We start from the raw sequence: 16,827 nt of genomic DNA, 5'->3' as shown, positions 1-16,827 counted from the left end.
CCAGCGTATGCTGGCTTTTGCCCGACGCCAGGAGCTCAAGACCGAACCGGTCCAGGTTGCGGAAATGGTGCAGGGCATTACCGGACTGTTACGCAGTGCGCTGGGGCCGTCCGTGCGTTTGGTAACCCATTTCCCGCCAGGACTCGAGCCGGCCCTCGCCGACATGAACCAGCTGAATTGACCGTGATGAACCTGGTAACCAATGCCCGCGACGCCATGCCCCAGGGCGGCGAAATTCTGGTCAGTGCCCAGGCCGTGGAGATCCATGCGCAATCGACTCTGTCTCTGGCGGCCGGGCAATATATCTGCCTGAGCGTTAGCGATAACGGCGAAGGCATGGACGACGCCACGCTCGCCTCGGCAATGGACCCGTTCTTCACCACCAAAGGGCTTGGAAAGGGCACCGGCCTGGGCTTGTCGATGGTGCACGGGTTTATCGAACAGCTGGGTGGCCGTTTCATCCTCAAGAGCCAGAAGGATAAAGGCACCACGGCCGAGTTGTGGTTGCCGGTGGCTGGTGCCAGCAGCGCAACCCGACTACAGGCCGAAACCGAGCCGTCTGCACCTGTGTCACGAATAAGCGTACTGGTGGTGGACGATGACAGCCTGGTCCTGACCAGCACCTGCCTCCTGCTGGAGGACCTGGGCCATAAGGTCACAGCAGCGAACTCCGGCGCGAAAGCGCTGCAATTGTTCAGCGCCGACCAGCCATTCGACCTGGTGATCACCGACATGGCCATGCCGCACATGAGTGGCGCGCAACTGGCGCATGCCATTCAGGAGATCGCCCCGGGCATCCCCATCATCATCGCCACCGGCTTCGCCGAGCGACTGGAAGGTTTCGCTGCCAATCTGCCGCGGCTGTCCAAGCCATTCAACCAGCTCAACCTGGTAGAAATCATTGCCTCGACCTTGAAGTAAGTGCGTGCAGGCCAGGGAATGAAATCCGGCTGAACTAGTTTCAAGCCGGATCTTCTAATTCTTTTTCAGACCTGACAGAACCCCCGTGCCCAGAATATTGACCGAAGCCACGGCTGAAGAAGCCCTGACCGAACACAATGCCAAAATGTTTGGCTCACCGAAGGAGCGCCTGGATTTCTACCGCAGGGAAATCCAGTATGAGACCAGCATCCTGGCCAACCGCACGGATGCCTACCTGGCCGCGCAGTCGTTCCTGGTCATTGCGTTCGCATCCTGTATGGCAAACCTCAACCCCGAGTGGGGCAAGCTGTTCACCTTGGTCGTACCGCCATTCCTGGCGCTGCTGGGGTTGCTGAGTTCCCTGAATGCCTGGCCCGGCATCAGGGCGGCGTACGACATCATCGATCACTGGCATTTCAAACAGAGCGAACTGTTGAGCAGTGAACCCCTGATGGGCCTGGCGTACGATGAATCACCTTTATTCAGCGAGATGGAGTCTTCGCACAAGGGGTACCGCAAGTCGCTACTGTTTTCAGTACGAACCCCGTGGATTTTTGCGACGTTTTGGGTATTGCTGGGCACTTATGCGGTATTTATTCAGGTGACCAATCCTGGTGGTTGATCAGCCTTTGGGCTGTGGCGGGGGCTTGCCCTCGCCACGCCCTGGCATTGGCTATCAAGCCGCCAGATTAGCGGCGCTCATCTCTTTCTTGTACTGCGCTTTCAAACTCTCCATCTGCGCCCCAAGCTCTTCCAGCTCAGCCTTGCCCAGCAGCTTCCTGGCTTCAGGGAACATCTCCTGTTCTTCCTCTTCGATGTGGTGCTCCAGCAACTCCTTTACTACCTTCACCCGCCCGGAAAACTCGGGGGTCGATGGGTCGGTTGCTTTCAGGTCTGGCAGCACCAGGGAATCGACCGTGCGGTGTTCTTCCTTGGCTTCGTAGTACATGATTTCCTGCTCTTTGCCCCCGGCTTTCTTGTAGGCGGGGTACAACACTTCTTCCTCGAGCCGGGTATGGATGGTGATTTCCATTTCCAGCTTGGCAAGCAGCTCCGTGCGTTTCTTGACTCCACGCTCGGTGGATTCGCTCAACTGGGTCAGGATGCTCTTCACGCGTTCATGGTCGGCTTTCAACAGGTCGATGGCGTTCATGGTCGGGTTCTCTCGAATAGTCACGGGTAGAGCGCTAACGGTCTCGATGCCGCAGGTCGCTTACAGTGAGGGAGCATTTCCCGTGCCGGATCCGATCAGCGGCTAATTCTATTATAAATCAATTAATTAACTCTGCTTATAAGCTGGGACCACCATGCAGCCTGCATGAGTGTACAAAGGCGGCCATTGCACTTCGCATTGGGCTGGCACGACGCGGGATTTTTACTTGTAGAGGCAAAAACCGCCGATCAGAATCGCCTCGCATTCAACTGAACTCGCCGCTTCAGCCATCGCCCTTAACTACAGACTATCCAGTCTTTATTGACCAGCGAGATTGACCAGCGAGGATGCAGCCATGAGAGCACTCACCTATCACGGCGCGCACAGCGTCAAAGTCGACACGGTTCCCGATCCGGTTATCGAGGAAAGTGATGACATCATTCTTCGAGTGACCGCGACGGCGATATGCGGATCTGATCTCCATCTCTATCGAGGAAAGATTCCAACGGTCGAGCATGGCGATATCTTCGGCCATGAGTTCATGGGCATTGTCGAGGAAACCGGTTCGGCGGTGACTGCGGTACAGCGCGGTGATCGGGTAGTGATCCCTTTCGTGATCGCCTGTGGCGACTGCTTTTTCTGCCAGCAAGAGCTGTTCGCGTGCTGCGAAACCACCAACTCCGGGCGCGGAGCCATCGTCAACAAAAAGGCAATCCCTCCACCGGCCGCGTTGTTCGGCTTCAGCCGTTTATATGGAGGCATTCCCGGCGGGCAGGCCGAGTTAGTGCGTGTCCCCAAGGCCAACACCGGGCCCTTCAAGGTTCCGGGTATGCTGGCAGACGAGAAAGTACTGTTTCTTTCGGACATCCTGCCTACCGCCTGGCAAGCCGTACTTAACGCTGGCATTGGCCATGGTTCCAGCCTGGCGATCTACGGTGCAGGCCCAGTGGGGCTCCTCAGCGCTGCCTGCGCACGAATGCTGGGCGCCGAGCAAATTTTCATGGTCGATCATCATCCGTATCGACTGGCTTACGCGCAGAGTGCCTATGGAGTGATCCCGATAAACTTCGATGAAGATGACGACCCGGCGGACACCATCATTCGCCAGACCGTTGGCAGTCGCGGGGTGGACGCGGTCATTGACGCGGTAGGCTTCGAGGCCAAGGGCAGCACCACCGAGACGGTGCTGGCGACGTTGAAGCTGGAGGGCAGCAGTGGCAAGGCGCTGCGCCAGAGTATCGCTGCCGTTCGCCGAGGTGGCGTGGTCAGCGTGCCTGGGGTTTACTCCGGCTTTATCCATGGTTTCCTGTTCGGTGACGCGTTCGATAAAGGCCTGACATTCAAAATGGGGCAGACCCATGTCCAGCGCTATTTGCCGCAGCTGCTGGGGTATATCGAAACCGGACGCTTGCAACCCGAGGCAATCGTCACCCACCGCATGTCACTGGAGCAGGCCGCCGAAGGGTACAAGCTGTTTGATAAAAAGCAGGAGGATTGTCGCAAAGTGATCCTGACTCCGGGTAGCCCTGAGGAGCCCTTGGCTGAAACCTTCGAGGCCCAGGTAATCCCAGTGACCTGATGCAGAGCCGAAAAAGGGGCGAAGCACACTTGCAGGAGCATCAAGCCGGCTCCTGCAAGTGACAGGCAGTGCCAGCTACATCACGCTCTGGATTCGTGCGCGGGTTTGGGATTGGCAACCGCCATCGGCATCGAAGGGAAGTCCTCGTTCAACAGGCGCAAATGCTCGATGGCTTCTTCGAATTTCAAGTCGGCTTTTCTGCGCATTGCCTGGTAGCGGTCGAACTGCTCACCATCCAGCTCGCTGCCTTCGAGGAGGGCGAAGGCGGCTTGATTCAGCGTCTCGGCTTCCTCAAATAGTTGGCGGTTGCGTTCCAGGGCGAACTCGCGGCAGGCTGAAATTTCATCACGGGTGGAGTAGTGGATCATGGCCGGCACCTTTGTTCGGAATGTTAATGATTAATAGGCAGCGGCACCGGCGAAGGATTTCAAATTTATGAGCGTTAAATTTCGATTATTCCGACGATAAAACCCTGAGCAAAAAATCAGTTTTTTCGTTTTTTACGCTGTTCGTATCGAGCAAGGATGGGTTGGGTGCTGACCCCGTGCACGAGGATGCTCAACGCCACCACCGACAACGTCAGATTGGTGCACAAGGCCGCGACTGACGGGTCCAGCCCGTGGTTTAGGGCGTAGAACAGGTAATACAGGCTGCCGATCCCGCGGATCCCGAACCAGCCGATCAACAGGCGCTGGCGACTTTCGAGCAGACCGCCCCAGGGCATGGCCAGGACGCTCAGCGGTCTGATCAGCAGGAACAATGCGCCACCTATCGGCAGCGCGCGCCAGTCCCAGTGCGCAATCAGCACCACGCCGAGCAAGGTCACCAGGAATACTTCCATGGCGCGCTCCACCAGACCGCCAAATGCCAGCATGTCGCCCATCATGATGCCGGCGGCCACTTGGGAATCTTCAAGATTCTCGGTATCGCCATGCACCGCTTGCTGGGGGTCGACGTTCTGGTGACCGACCACTGGCTGGACCAGATGCTCGGCCGGCACCGGGGCATCGCCCGTTGACTTGACCTCTTCCTGACGCAACCCCAGGCCAGCGGCGAATACAGACAGGAACCCGTAGGCGTGAACCCACTCGGCGCCGACATAGGCCAATGCGATGAGGGCCAGGGCCAGATAGTCGTTGGGGGAGAGGGTGCTGTCTTCATTGGCAATGCGCAGGGATAAGGTCAACCGGCCGATTCCACGGCCCATCCAGTACCCGATCAACAGCCCCGCCGGCACTGCCCAGAGCACTCTGCCGAGCGCCCAATCTCCCAGCCAGCCGGGGTTGCCGTCTTGTTGCAGCAGGAGCAATCCAAGAATCACGAACGGGAAGGCGACCCCGTCATTCAGGCCAGCCTCGCCGGACAGGCCGAACCGCACACTGTCGTCGTCGCGGGCATCGTTAACCTGCACCAGAGACGCGAGCACAGGGTCGGTCGGCGCCAGGATCGAGCCAACCAGTACGCTGACCCCCCAAGGCAACTGGAACGCGAAGTGCAGCAGCAGACAAACCCCGGCAATGCTCAGCATCATAACCGGGCCCGCCAGGCCCAGTGCCACTCGCCAGTTCTTTTGCCTGAAGGGAGCGCGCAGCTTCAAACCGCAAACGAACAGGGAAAACAACACCGCCACTTCGGTCAGGTGTTCCATCCACACTGATGCATCGTCCACATCCAGTTTCAATACGCCCAGGCCGGTGGGGCCGATGCCGACGCCCAGCGCCAGGCATACCGCCGAGGTGGTAACGGGCTTCCAGCGCAGATAGGACGACGTCAATGCCAGGGTCAGTAACACGGCACCGAGAACGGCCACCCAAATGGTAAAACTCATACTTGCGTCCTGCGCGAGGGTGGCCGTGATACAGCGTGGAGTAAGCTCAACCGACAGTCGCGCGCAGGTATTCGGGCGTCAGCACGTTGAACCACAGCAAGATCATTTCCACCAGGATAGTGACCAGCACTAGCAAGCCCACGCCCCAGACGCAGGCGGCATTCAATACTCCCTGTTCCTTGCGTTCATGCATAAACGTGGGCAAGCCTACGAACAGCAAAAATGTCGAGTAGATGCCTGCAGCGCCCAGCACCGCGATGGCCAGCCAACGGCTGGGATAAAGGCCTGCCAGCCCAGCCAGGAAGAACGGGGTGGCGGTGTAAGCCGCAAATCCGATGCATTGGTTGATGGTTGGCCGGGCGTCGAAGGTGCGCGACATCCAGCGTATGAACAGGCCCATTACTGCTACGCCCAGCAGAATAGTCACGTAGAGCATCACGCACAGCTGCAAGGCGCTAGTGGTACTGAGCTTGACTGTCTCATTCTGCGCCAAACTCCAACCCACGTAGGTGGTCCCGATGAACAGGCACACTGCGGGGATCAGGGCGAGCAGGAGCAGATGCGCAAGGTAGTGGCGCGGATGCGCTTCCTCTTCCTTGCGAATATCCGTCCAGGCGTAGTTGGGTTGAGTGAATAGCTTGACGATAGGTGCGGACATGACGACCTCCTCGAACGGCCCGTGGTGGAGGGCTATAAACGTATTGAGCAAGGGCATTTACCGACGGTTCATTTTTTGTCGCACAGGCCAGCCAGTCTTGGCGTGCAGCCCCAAGACTGACTGCGCGACAGTTAGAGCATCGGTTTGCCGCCGGTGACGCCGTAGCGCTGACCGGTGATGTAGCTCGCTTCGTCGGAAGCGAGGAGGACGTAGATCGGCGCCACTTCGACAGGCTGACCGGGGCGACCCAACGGCGTGCTGCCGCCAAAGTTCTGCACTTCTTCGTCGGGCATGGTCGAGACGATCAGCGGCGTCCAGATGGGCCCCGGTGCGACGCTGTTGACCCGGATGTTCTTCGGCCCGAGCATCTGCGCCAAGCCGCCGGTAAAGTTGGCGATAGCTCCCTTGGTAGTAGCGTAGGCGAGCAGGGTAGGCTTGGGCATGTCCGAGTTGATGGAGCTGGTATTGATGATCGAGCTGCCGGGCTTCATGTGTTTCAACGCCGCCTGGCAGATGCGAAAGATCGCGGTGATGTTGACGTCGAATGTCATCACCCATTCCTCGTCCGGAATGTCTTCGAAATTCTCGTGGGTCATCTGGAACGCGGCGTTGTTGACCAGCACGTCAATGCGACCGAAGCGTTCGACGGTCTTGTCGACCACCGCCTGGCATTTGGCTTTTTGCGCCAGGTCGCCTGGCACCAGCAGGCACTGGCGGCCGGCCTGTTCGACCCAGCGTGCGGTTTCCTGGGCGTCTTCATGTTCGTTGAGGTAGGCAATGACCACGTCCGCGCCTTCGCGGGCGAAGGCAATTGCCACGGCGCGGCCGATGCCGCTGTCGGCGCCGGTAATCAGGGCAATCTTGCCTTCCAGCCGGCCGGAGCCTTTGTAGCTTTGCTCACCGCAGTCCGGGTAGGGATCCATTTTTTTCTGGGAGCCGGGGACGGGTTGTGCCTGTTTGGGGAAGGGCGGTTTTGGATAGTCATTCATCGTGAATCTCCAATCTCAAGGCGAAAGAGTCAGAGGGTGGACCCTGGGCTTTTGGCGTGGGTTCGGTTGGATTTTCGGTGAAAGGGTTGAACGGTCAACACGCTGTGCCAGGCGCGACGCCATGGTGTAAGCTCTCGGGTTCTTCGGATTCGACCCATTGCGAGCCCTATGCCGTTGCTTTTCAAACGTTCCTTGCTGCCCAAATTGCGCAGCTTTCCGCTGACCGCCGAGGCCGTGACCATTCTGTCCGGTGCCGCCGAATTTCGTCGTTGCCTGCTGGAGAAAATCGCTGCGGCGACCCAGCGCATCTACATCGTCGCGCTCTATTTACAGCAAGACGAAGCCGGTCAGGAAATCCTCGATGCCTTGCACGCCGCCAAACTCAAGCGCCCAGAGCTTGAAATTGCCGTGGTCGTCGACTGGCTGCGCGCTCAGCGTGGTTTGATCGGTGCCGGCAAGCAGCCGGGCAACGCGGCGTGGTATCAGGAAATGACTCGCACGCATCAGAGCGAGGTGCCGGTCTACGGCGTGCCGGTGCAGACCCGCGAACTGTTCGGCGTGCTGCACCTGAAGGGCTTTGTGATCGATGATTGCGTGGTCTACAGCGGTGCAAGTCTTAACAACGTCTACCTGCACAAGTTCGACAAGTACCGGTTCGACCGTTACCACGTGCTGCAAAGCCACGAACTGGCCGACTCGATGCACCACTTGGTCAAGCACGGTCTGATCGAATCGAAAGCGGTGCATCGTCTCGACCTGCCCAACCTGCCGACTACGCGCAGCCTGCGCAACGACATCGGCGACCTGCGCAGTCGGCTCAAATACGCAACCTACGACACCAGCGCCGGCAGCACGGCGCACACGGGTCTGTCGGTCAGTCCATTGCTCGGCGTGGGCAAGAACAACCCGCTGAACCGGGCGATTCTCGAACTGATCGCCAGCGCGCAACAGCAACTGACCATTTGCACGCCGTACTTCAACCTGCCGCTCGGCGTGATCCGCGAGGTCAATCGTGCCCTGGCCCGTGGGGTGAAGATCGACATTGTGGTCGGCGACAAGACCGCCAACGACTTCTACATTCCGCCGAGCGAGCCGTTCAAGGTGATCGCGGCGTTGCCGTATCTGTACGAAATCAGCCTGCGGCGCTTCGCCAAGCGGCATCAGCGAAACATCGACAGCGGCCAGTTGAACCTGCACCTGTGGCGTGATGGCGACAACACCTATCACCTCAAGGGCATGTGGATCGATCAGCGTTATACCTTGCTCACCGGTAATAACCTGAATCCACGGGCGTTCCGTCTCGACCTGGAAAACGCGTTGCTGATCGATGATCCCAAAGGTGAGCTGCTGGCGCCGCGCAGGGAAGAGCTTGGGCAGATTTTCCAGCACACCACGCGCATTGGCCGATACCAGGACCTGGAAACACTGGTGGAATACCCGGCAGCGGTGGCCAAGTTCCTCAAGCGCGTCAGCCGCGTGCGGATCGAGAGGTTGCTGTACCGGATCCTGTAACTTGCAGGAGCCAGCTCGCTCGCGAAAAACCAGAGGCCGCCTCGGGGCATCAGGCACCCCGCGTCATCGTTAAAGACCATCGCCAGCAAGCTGCCTCCTGCATGTAAGATGGCGATATTCGAATAACAACCTGGCCTGCCTGATTTAATGTCGGAAAAAGACACTATCTCCATCCAACTGGTGCGCGAAGCCCTGTTGCAAAGTTGTGCGCCCGGCGTGGCAACCGCCGAAATACTGGAAAAGGTCGGCATTGCCCCGGCGTTACTGGGTGCCGCGAATGCCCGGGTGCCGGCGACGGCCTATGCACGGCTGTGGCGCCTGCTGGCCCGACGGGGCGACGATGAGTTTTTTGGCATGGATCCGCGCCCGCTGCGCTCCGGAAGTTTCGAATTCCTCTGCCGCAGCGCCATGGCCCAGCCCAGCCTGATGGCCGGCCTTACCTGCGGCCTGGACTTTCTCTCGCTGATGTTCCGGCACCTGCCAGCGCACCTGGTGCGTCAGCAGAGCCTGGCGGAAATCGTGCTGATCGAGGATGAGCAACCCGCCAAGCGCGCGTTCACCTACTTTACCTACTGGATGATCGTGCACGGCGTCGCCTGCTGGTTGGCCGGGCGGCGAATACCGATCCTGGCGATTGAACTGCGCTGCCCGGCACCGGATTTTCTGGACGACTACCAGGTGATGTTTTCCGAGAACCTGCGCTTCGATCGACCCCGCACTCGCATGATTTTTGCCGCCGATTGCCTGGACATGCCGATCCGCCGCAGTCCCGATGAGCTCAAGCGCTTCCTGGCCCATGCCCCGGCTAATATCCTGGTGAAATACCGCGATCCACAGAGCCTGGCCAGCCGGATCAAGCACGATTTGCGGCAGATCACCGCCGAGCAATGGCCGGAAACCGACGCCCTGGCGCAGCAATTGTACATGTCGGCCTCGACCTTGCGTCGGCGTCTTGCCGAGGAAGGGCAGACGTATCAAGGGCTCAAGGACAGCGTGCGCAAGGAACTGGCGATTGTCTGGCTGGCGGAGCCTTCGATCAGTTTTGTCGAGATCGCGGCGCGGTTGGGGTTCGCCGATGCGAGTTCGTTCTACAAGGCGTTTCGCAAGTGGTCGGGGTCGAATCCCGGGCACTACCGCAGTCTTATACTCAATGAGCCGAACTGAGCGTGATTGTGGAGTGGCCTGACTGGCCACATCGCGAGCAAGCTCGCTCCTGCAGTTTTAGCGTCAGCACACAGATCCTGTGGGAGCGAGCGTGCTCGCGACGAGGCCATGGCAGCCGCTGCGCCTCTCGAACCCTGGCCAAACCAGTCAGCCACTTTGATGGCTTTGACCATTGCCGCCACAGCCCCACAGCGCGACTATCCCCCTGTTGTTTACGCTTCCCAGCCTAATAAAAACACAGAGGGATTCTGGCAATGCGCGATTACTTGTCTGCCACTGAACAGTTCAACTATCAGCACACCGTCGATGCCGCACTGGCCGGCGACCTCACTGCGCTCAATGCCTGCGTCGAGTGTTGCGACCGCCATGCCTTGCCGGGACGCATTGCGCTGTTCTGGGAAGGCCGCGACGGCGCCAGTGCGACGTACACTTTCAGCGACTTGCAGGACAAAGCCGCGCGTTTCGCCAATTTTCTCCTCGCCCAGGGCGTACAGAAGGGCGACAAGGTCGCCGGCCTGCTGCCGCGCAACGTCGAATTGCTCATCACCGTGTTCGCCACCTGGCGAATCGGCGCGGTCTATCAGCCGCTGTTCACCGCTTTTGGCCCCAAAGCACTCGAACATCGCCTGAACAGTTCAGGCGCCAAGGTGGTGGTGACCGATGCGGGCAATCGCAGCAAGCTCGCCGAGGTCGAGAGCTGCCCGACCATCGTTACCGTCGCAGGACCAAAGGCCAGGGCATTGTCCGTGGCGATTTCAGCTTCTGGGCTGAGCTGGCCAATTACCCTGCTGTCTGCGAACCGGTGCTGCTCACTGGTGAAGACCCTTTCCTGCTGATGTTCACCTCTGGCACCACCGGCCCGTCGAAAGCCCTGTCCGTACCCCTGAAGGCCATCGTGGCGTTCCAGAGTTACACCCGCGATGCGGTCGACTTGCGCCCCGAAGATGCATTCTGGAACGTCGCCGATCCCGGCTGGGCCTACGGCATTTATTTCGGCGTAACCGGGCCACTGGCGATGGGGCATCCGATTACCTTTACGACGGCCCGTTCACCCTGGAAAGTACCTGCCGGGTCATCAATAAATATGGAATCACCAACCTCACGGGCTCGCCCACGGCCTACCGACTGCTGATCGCCGGCGGCGACGAGTTCGCCCGGTCCATCAAAGGCAGGTTGCGCATTGTCAGCAGTGCCGGTGAACCGCTGAACCCGGAAGTGATCCGCTGGTTCGCCGACAACCTGAACGTGGTCATCCACGACCATTATGGCCAGACCGAACTGGGCATGGTGCTGTGTAATCACCACGGCCTGGAACACCCGATTCACATGGGCGCCGCCGGCTTTGCCTCGCCCGGCCACCGCATTGTGGTGCTGGATGAGGCCTGCCAGGAACTGAGCGTCGGTCAGCCGGGCATCCTGGCCATCGATCGCAGCCAGTCACCGATGTGCTGGTTCGCCGGTTACGAAGGCGGCCCCACCAAAGCGTTCGTCGGCCACTACTACCTGAGCGGCGACACCGTCGAGTGGAACCCCGATGGCAGCATCAGCTTCGTCGGGCGCAGTGACGACGTGATCACCACCTCCGGCTACCGGGTCGGCCCGTTCGACGTGGAAAGCGCGCTGATCGAGCACCCGGCCGTGGTCGAGGCGGCAGTGGTCGGCAAGCCTGATCCGGAGCGCACCGAGCTGGTCAAAGCCTTCGTTGTACTCAGTGCGCAATACCGCGCCGATCCGGCGCTCGCCGAAGAACTGCGCCAACACGTGCGCAAGCGCCTGGCCGCGCATTCGTACCCCCGTGAAATCGAATTTGTCAGCGAATTGCCGAAAACCCCAAGCGGCAAATTGCAGCGCTTTATCTTGCGCAACCAGGAAATCGCCAAGGCTCAAGAGGCCGCCGCGAAGAACGTTTCAGCTTGAATCCAAGGAAACTGTGATGCAGATCGAAAACAAGGTTTTTCTCGTCACCGGCGGTGCGTCCGGGCTCGGTGCCGCCACCGCTGAAATGCTGGTGGCCGCCGGTGCCAGCGTGATGCTGGTAGACATGAACGCCGACGCCGTCGCCGCTCCAGGCCCAGCGCCTGGGCGCGCAAAGTGTGGTTGCCGACATCAGTGATGAGGCCGCCGCTGAAGCCACAGTGCAAGCCACGGTGAAAGCCTTCGGCGGCCTCAATGGCCTGGTCAACTGCGCCGGTATCGTGCGCGGCGAAAAATCCTCGGCAAGAGCGGCCCGCATACGCTGGCCAGCTTCAGCCAAGTGATCAACGTCAACCTGATCGGCAGCTTCAATATGCTGCGCCTGGCGGCAGCGGCGATTGCCGAAACTGAAGCGGATAGCGACGGCGAGCGCGGGGTGATCATCAATACTGCGTCGGCCGCTGCCTATGACGGCCAGATCGGCCAGGCGGCTTACGCGGCGTCCAAGGGCGCTATCGTCAGCCTGACCTTGCCCGCCGCTCGCGAGCTGGCGCGCTTTGGCATCCGCGTGATGACCATTGCCCCGGGCATTTTCGAGACGCCGATGATGGCCGGCATGACGCCTGAAGTACGCGCGTCGCTGGCGGCTGGCGTGCCGTTTCCACCCAGGCTCGGGAAACCGGACGAGTATGCCGCGCTGGTAAGGCATATCATTGAAAACAGCATGCTCAATGGCGAGGTGATCCGTCTCGACGGTGCCTTGCGCATGGCCGCCAGGTAGGAGAATTCGTCATGACTATTGCCAACGATCCGATTGTTATTGTCAGCGCCGTGCGCACCCCCATGGGCGGGTTCCAGGGCGAACTGAAAAGTCTCACCGCACCGCAGCTGGGTGCCGCCGCGATCAGCGCCGCCGTCGAACGCGCCGGTATCGTCCCTGCTCTGGTCGAGGAAGTGCTGTTTGGCTGCGTCCTCTCCGCAGGCCTTGGCCAGGCCCCGGCGCGCCAGGCCGCGCTGGGTGCAGGGTTGGACAAATCAACCCGCTGCACCACGTTGAACAAAATGTGCGGCTCGGGTATGGAAGCGACGATGCTGGCCCACGACATGCTCGTCGCCGGCAGTGCCGAGGTGGTCGTCGCCGGAGGCATGGAGAGCATGTCCAACGCGCCGTACCTGCTGGACCGCGCACGCAGCGGTTACCGCATGGGTCACGGTCGGGTGATGGACCACATGTTTCTCGACGGGCTTGAAGACGCCTACGACAAGGGACGCCTGATGGGCACCTTCGCCGAAGACTGCGCCGAGACCCACGGCTTCAGCCGCGAAGCCCAGGATGCCTTTGCCATTGCCTCGACCACCCGTGCACAGCAGGCGATCAAGGACGGCAGTTTCAAGGACGAGATCGTCCCGCTTACCGTTACCGTCGGCAAGGAACAGGTGCTGATCAGTAACGACGAACAGCCGCCGAAAGCCAAACTCGACAAGATTGCTGCACTCAAGCCGGCGTTCCGCGACGGTGGCACCGTCACTGCGGCCAACTCCAGCTCGATCTCCGACGGCGCTGCGGCCCTGGTGTTGATGCGCCGCTCCGCTGCCGAAAAACAGGGGCTCAAGCCGCTGGCAGTGATTCACGGGCATGCTGCCTTTGCCGATACCCCGGGGCTGTTCCCGGTGGCCCCGGTGGGCGCAATCCGCAAGCTGATGAAAAAGACGGGCTGGTCCCTGGACCAGGTCGATCTGTTTGAAGTCAACGAAGCGTTTGCGGTGGTCAGCCTGGTGACCATGGCCAAGCTGGAAATCCCCCATGAGAAAGTCAACGTGCACGGCGGGGCTTGCGCACTGGGCCATCCCATTGGCGCATCCGGCGCGCGGATCCTGGTGACCCTGCTCTCGGCGCTGCGCCAGAAAGGCTTGAAGCGCGGCGTTGCAGCCATCTGCATCGGCGGCGGTGAAGCCACGGCCATGGCTGTGGAATGCCTGTACTAAAACCCGCACACTCCCTGTAGGAGCTGCCGCAGGCTGCGATCTTTTGACCTTGATCTTGTAAATACGACATCAAAGGATCGCAGCCTGCGGCAGCTCCTACACGGGGTATTTCATATTCAAGGATTTGGCATGATTCCCAATGACGAACAATCCCAGATCAGCGACGCGGCACGGCAGTTTGCCCAGGAACGGCTGAAACCGTTCGCCGCCGAGTGGGACCGCCTGCATCGTTTTCCCACCGAAGCCATCGGCGAAATGGCCGAACTGGGCTTCTTCGGCATGCTCGTGCCGGAGCAATGGGGCGGTTGCGACACCGGTTATCTGGCCTACGCCATGGCCCTGGAAGAAATCGCTGCCGGCGATGGCGCCTGCTCGACGATCATGAGCGTGCACAACTCGGTGGGCTGCGTACCAATCCTCAAATTCGGCAACGACGATCAGCGCGAACGCTTCCTCAAGCCGCTGGCCAGCGGTGCGATGCTCGGTGCCTTCGCCCTCACCGAACCGCAGGCCGGTTCCGACGCCAGCAGTCTGAAAACCCGCGCGCGCCTCGAAGGTGATCACTACGTGCTGAACGGCTGCAAACAGTTCATCACTTCCGGGCAGAACGCCGGGATCGTCATCGTCTTTGCCGTCACTGATCCGAGTGCGGGCAAGCGCGGCATCTCCGCGTTTATCGTGCCGACCGATTCGCCGGGCTACAAAGTTGCACGTGTCGAAGACAAGCTCGGCCAGCACGCTTCCGACACCTGCCAGATTCTTTTCGAGGACGTCAAAGTCCCGGTGGCCAATCGATTGGGGGAGGAGGGCGAAGGCTACAAAATCGCTCTGGCCAACCTTGAGGGCGGGCGTGTTGGCATCGCCTCGCAATCGGTGGGCATGGCTCGCGCGGCGTTCGAAGCGGCGCGTGATTACGCGCGTGAGCGTGATACCTTCGGCAAGCCGATCATTGAGCATCAGGCTGTCGCGTTCCGCCTCGCCGACATGGCCACCCAGATCGCCGTTGCCCGGCAGATGGTGCATTACGCAGCAGCTTTGCGTGACAGCGGCAAGCCCGCCCTGGTCGAAGCCTCGATGGCCAAGTTGTTTGCCTCGGAAATGGCTGAAAAAGTCTGTTCTGCGGCCTTGCAAACCCTGGGCGGCTACGGTTACCTGAACGACTTCCCGCTGGAGCGCATCTACCGCGACGTGCGGGTGTGCCAGATCTACGAAGGCACCAGCGACATTCAACGCATGGTTATCTCGCGCAACCTTTGAACAGGAGTCCATTTGTGAACTACGAAACGATTTTGCTGGAAATCCACGGTCGTGTTGGCCTGATCACCCTGAACCGGCCCCAGGCGTTAAACGCATTGAATGCGCAGATCGTCAGCGAACTGAACGAGGCGCTCGATGCGCTGGAAGCTGACGCCAACATCGGCTGCATCGTCCTCACCGGTTCGAAAAAGGCTTTTGCCGCCGGTGCCGACATCAAGGAAATGGCCGAGCTGAGTTACCCGCAGATCTACATGGATGACCTGTTCAGCGACAGTGACCGCGTGGCCAACCGCCGTAAGCCGATCATCGCCGCCGTGAACGGTTTTGCCTTGGGTGGCGGTTGTGAACTGGCGCTGATGTGCGACTTCATTCTGGCGGGTGACAACGCCAAATTCGGCCAACCGGAAATCAACCTTGGCGTGCTGCCGGGCATGGGCGGCACGCAGCGCCTGACCCGCGCGGTGGGCAAGGCCAAAGCCATGGAAATGTGCCTGAGCGGACGCATGATCGATGCGGTGGAAGCCGAGCGTTGCGGCATCGTCGCGCGCATTGTGCCGTCGGATGAGTTGCTGGCCGAGGCGCTGAAAGTCGCGGCGGTGATCGCCAGCAAATCGCTGCCGATTGCGATGATGATCAAGGAGAGCGTCAACCGTGCCTTCGAAGTCAATCTGACTGAAGGCGTGCGCTTCGAGCGCCGGGTGTTCCATGCGGCGTTTGCCACCCAGGATCAGAAGGAAGGGATGGCGGCGTTTGTGGCCAAGCGTGCGCCGGAGTTCAAGGGTAAGTAATGCGTCGCCCCGGCTGACGCCTTCGCGAGCAGGCTCGCTCCCACATTGGTTCTGCGTTGTACGCAAATCCCCTGTGGGAGCGAGCCTGCTCGCGAAGCTTTTGAGGCCAGATCAAAAGATCGCAGCCTGCGGCAGCTCCTACAGAGACTCTGGTGTACGAGTTGCCGCAGGCTGCGATCTTTTGCTTTTAGAGCTGATAGTTCTTCAAATCCCGTGCAATCACCATCCGCTGAATCTCGCTCGAGCCTTCATAAATCTGCGTGATCCGCGCATCGCGGTAGTACTTCTCGACGGGGTAATCTTCCAGATACCCATACCCGCCATGAATCTGAATCGCCGACGAGCAGACCTTCTCGGCCATTTCCGACGCAAACAACTTGGCCTGCGACGCCTCTGACAAACACGGTTTGCCCGCCGAGCGCAGCCGCGCCGCATGCAGGATCAACAGCCGCGCCGCGTTCAGTTGCATGTGCATGTCAGCGAGCAGATTAGCGATGCTCTGGTGCTCGATGATCGGCTTGTCGAACTGCACTCGATCCTTGGAATACGCCAGCGCCGCTTCAAACGCTGCCCGAGCAATGCCCAGAGCCTGAGCGGCGATGCCGATGCGTCCGCCTTCAAGGTTGGACAGGGCAATCGCCAGGCCTTTACCGCGTTCACCAAGCAGGTTGGCCTCGGGAATGCTGCAGTTGTTCAGCGTCACCGCGCAGGTATCGGAGGCGCGGATGCCCATCTTGTGTTCGGTACGGTCGACGATGAACCCCGCCGTGTCGGTCGGTACCAGAAACGCCGAAATTCCGCGTTTGCCCAAGTCCGGGTCGGTCACGGCGAACACGATCGCCAATTTGGCGCGCTTGCCATTGCTGACGAATTGCTTGGCGCCGTTGATCACCCACTGGCCATCGCGCAGTTCCGCGCGGGTGCGCAAGTTGTGGGCTTCGGACCCGGCCTGGGGTTCGGTCAGGCAGAAGCAGCCAATGGCTTTGCCGCTGGCCAGGTCCGGCAACCAGGCCTGTTTCTGTTCTTCGGTGCCAAAGTTCAGCACGGGCCCGCAACCGACGGAATTGTGGATGCTCAT

At 60.2% G+C, this 16,827-nt stretch carries 13 protein-coding genes and 3 pseudogenes; 10 read left to right on the top strand and 6 right to left on the bottom strand.

The window, feature by feature from the left end; translation table 11 throughout:
- Positions 1-921: pseudogene (locus JFT80_RS02660) on the top strand (ATP-binding protein); the annotation flags it as partial.
- 85 nt (positions 922-1,006) lie between these two features.
- Positions 1,007-1,543, top strand: a complete 537-nt coding sequence (locus JFT80_RS02655) for a hypothetical protein (RefSeq protein WP_201146835.1) — start codon at positions 1,007-1,009, stop codon at positions 1,541-1,543.
- A gap of 54 nt (positions 1,544-1,597) precedes the next feature.
- On the opposite strand, the gene JFT80_RS02650 is transcribed toward JFT80_RS02655, so the two are convergent.
- On the bottom strand, positions 1,598-2,074 hold the full coding sequence (locus tag JFT80_RS02650; RefSeq protein ID WP_122840466.1) for a hemerythrin domain-containing protein: 477 nt from the start codon (positions 2,072-2,074) through the stop codon (positions 1,598-1,600).
- A 355-nt stretch (positions 2,075-2,429) separates the two neighbouring features.
- Between JFT80_RS02650 and JFT80_RS02645 the strand changes: the two genes are divergently transcribed.
- Positions 2,430-3,653, top strand: coding sequence for a zinc-dependent alcohol dehydrogenase (locus tag JFT80_RS02645; protein WP_201146834.1), 1,224 nt, complete (start codon positions 2,430-2,432; stop codon positions 3,651-3,653).
- Between the two features lie 80 nt (positions 3,654-3,733).
- Here JFT80_RS02645 and JFT80_RS02640 read toward each other — a convergent pair whose 3' ends face one another.
- The 4 genes from JFT80_RS02640 to JFT80_RS02625 form a co-directional block, all read right to left on the bottom strand.
- Complete coding sequence (locus JFT80_RS02640; RefSeq protein WP_122840464.1) at positions 3,734-4,021, bottom strand: hypothetical protein; 288 nt, start codon at positions 4,019-4,021, stop codon at positions 3,734-3,736.
- A gap of 116 nt (positions 4,022-4,137) precedes the next feature.
- Complete coding sequence (locus tag JFT80_RS02635; RefSeq protein WP_122840463.1) at positions 4,138-5,481, bottom strand: sodium:proton antiporter; 1,344 nt, start codon at positions 5,479-5,481, stop codon at positions 4,138-4,140.
- Between the two features lie 46 nt (positions 5,482-5,527).
- Complete coding sequence (locus tag JFT80_RS02630; protein WP_122840462.1) at positions 5,528-6,139, bottom strand: Yip1 family protein; 612 nt, start codon at positions 6,137-6,139, stop codon at positions 5,528-5,530.
- A 131-nt stretch (positions 6,140-6,270) separates the two neighbouring features.
- Positions 6,271-7,128 (bottom strand): SDR family oxidoreductase, encoded by an 858-nt coding sequence (locus tag JFT80_RS02625; RefSeq protein ID WP_201146833.1) that lies wholly within the window; start codon positions 7,126-7,128, stop codon positions 6,271-6,273.
- A 168-nt stretch (positions 7,129-7,296) separates the two neighbouring features.
- Between JFT80_RS02625 and pssA the strand changes: the two genes are divergently transcribed.
- The 7 genes and pseudogenes from pssA to JFT80_RS02590 all read left to right on the top strand — a co-directional run bounded on the left by pssA (position 7,297) and on the right by JFT80_RS02590 (position 15,749).
- Positions 7,297-8,640 (top strand): CDP-diacylglycerol--serine O-phosphatidyltransferase, encoded by a 1,344-nt coding sequence (gene pssA, locus JFT80_RS02620; RefSeq protein ID WP_201146832.1) that lies wholly within the window; start codon positions 7,297-7,299, stop codon positions 8,638-8,640.
- Between the two features lie 147 nt (positions 8,641-8,787).
- Positions 8,788-9,804 carry an AraC family transcriptional regulator gene (locus tag JFT80_RS02615; protein WP_201146831.1) on the top strand — a complete coding sequence of 339 codons (1,017 nt, stop codon included), beginning with the start codon at positions 8,788-8,790 and terminating at the stop codon, positions 9,802-9,804.
- 254 nt (positions 9,805-10,058) lie between these two features.
- Positions 10,059-11,721 (top strand): annotated as a pseudogene (locus tag JFT80_RS02610) (AMP-binding protein).
- A gap of 16 nt (positions 11,722-11,737) precedes the next feature.
- Positions 11,738-12,499 (top strand): annotated as a pseudogene (locus tag JFT80_RS02605) (SDR family NAD(P)-dependent oxidoreductase).
- 11 nt (positions 12,500-12,510) lie between these two features.
- Positions 12,511-13,704, top strand: coding sequence for an acetyl-CoA C-acyltransferase (locus JFT80_RS02600; protein WP_201146830.1), 1,194 nt, complete (start codon positions 12,511-12,513; stop codon positions 13,702-13,704).
- Between the two features lie 129 nt (positions 13,705-13,833).
- Positions 13,834-14,961: an acyl-CoA dehydrogenase gene (locus tag JFT80_RS02595; RefSeq protein ID WP_201146829.1), complete on the top strand. Its 1,128-nt coding sequence runs from the start codon at positions 13,834-13,836 to the stop codon at positions 14,959-14,961.
- A gap of 14 nt (positions 14,962-14,975) precedes the next feature.
- Positions 14,976-15,749, top strand: coding sequence for an enoyl-CoA hydratase (locus JFT80_RS02590; RefSeq protein ID WP_201146828.1), 774 nt, complete (start codon positions 14,976-14,978; stop codon positions 15,747-15,749).
- A gap of 187 nt (positions 15,750-15,936) precedes the next feature.
- Here JFT80_RS02590 and JFT80_RS02585 read toward each other — a convergent pair.
- Positions 15,937-16,827: acyl-CoA dehydrogenase family protein (locus JFT80_RS02585; protein WP_201146827.1), on the bottom strand; the 891-nt coding region annotated here is incomplete at its 5' end.

This window comes from Pseudomonas sp. TH10, from assembly GCF_016651255.1.
In the GTDB taxonomy this organism is placed as follows: domain Bacteria; phylum Pseudomonadota; class Gammaproteobacteria; order Pseudomonadales; family Pseudomonadaceae; genus Aquipseudomonas.
The sequence above is the reverse complement of the archived record's forward strand: the minus strand, read 5'-3'. Positions and strand labels throughout refer to the sequence as shown.

Coding starts and splice junctions, on each gene's coding strand:
- JFT80_RS02650 (WP_122840466.1), bottom strand. CDS start 2,074: ATGAACGCCATCGACCTGTTGAAAGCCGACCATGAACGCGTGAAGAGC.
- JFT80_RS02645 (WP_201146834.1), top strand. CDS start 2,430: ATGAGAGCACTCACCTATCACGGCGCGCACAGCGTCAAAGTCGACACG.
- JFT80_RS02640 (WP_122840464.1), bottom strand. CDS start 4,021: ATGATCCACTACTCCACCCGTGATGAAATTTCAGCCTGCCGCGAGTTC.
- JFT80_RS02635 (WP_122840463.1), bottom strand. CDS start 5,481: ATGAGTTTTACCATTTGGGTGGCCGTTCTCGGTGCCGTGTTACTGACC.
- JFT80_RS02630 (WP_122840462.1), bottom strand. CDS start 6,139: ATGTCCGCACCTATCGTCAAGCTATTCACTCAACCCAACTACGCCTGG.
- JFT80_RS02625 (WP_201146833.1), bottom strand. CDS start 7,128: ATGAATGACTATCCAAAACCGCCCTTCCCCAAACAGGCACAACCCGTC.
- pssA (WP_201146832.1), top strand. CDS start 7,297: ATGCCGTTGCTTTTCAAACGTTCCTTGCTGCCCAAATTGCGCAGCTTT.
- JFT80_RS02615 (WP_201146831.1), top strand. CDS start 8,788: ATGTCGGAAAAAGACACTATCTCCATCCAACTGGTGCGCGAAGCCCTG.
- JFT80_RS02600 (WP_201146830.1), top strand. CDS start 12,511: ATGACTATTGCCAACGATCCGATTGTTATTGTCAGCGCCGTGCGCACC.
- JFT80_RS02595 (WP_201146829.1), top strand. CDS start 13,834: ATGATTCCCAATGACGAACAATCCCAGATCAGCGACGCGGCACGGCAG.